Genomic DNA, 344 nt, shown 5'->3' with positions numbered 1-344 from the left:
ATCACGCGCCCGGCGATCAGCGAGCAGCGGCTGTCGATCTCACCGCAGGGTAGGGTGCGGTATCAGCTCAAGACGCCGTGGCGMAATGGSACCACGCATGTCGAATGGGATGCGGTGGACTTCATCGCCAAGCTGGCGGCACTGGTCCCGCCRCCWCGCGCGCATCTCACCCGCTTCCACGGCGTATTCGCCCCGAAYGCRAAYCTGCGCGCGCAGGTGACGCCATCGGGGCGCGGCAAGCGGCCTGCGGGCGATGCGGCGCCGGTKGACGCAAGCGCCCACGACGAGCCGCGCAGCCCCGAGCAGAAGCGCCGTGCGATGAGCTGGGCGCAACGGCTCAAGCG

At 70.2% G+C, this 344-nt stretch carries 1 protein-coding gene; it reads left to right on the top strand.

What is annotated here, in order from left to right:
* Window positions 1-344 (top strand): transposase (locus D7Y61_RS22445; RefSeq protein WP_180869399.1); only part of this gene is annotated, 344 nt, incomplete at both ends.

Source organism: Stenotrophomonas maltophilia (assembly GCF_013464485.1).
Classification (GTDB): Bacteria; Pseudomonadota; Gammaproteobacteria; order Xanthomonadales; family Xanthomonadaceae; genus Stenotrophomonas; species Stenotrophomonas maltophilia_AW.
Note: the sequence above shows the minus strand (reverse complement) of the source record. Positions and strands in the feature narration are given on the sequence as shown.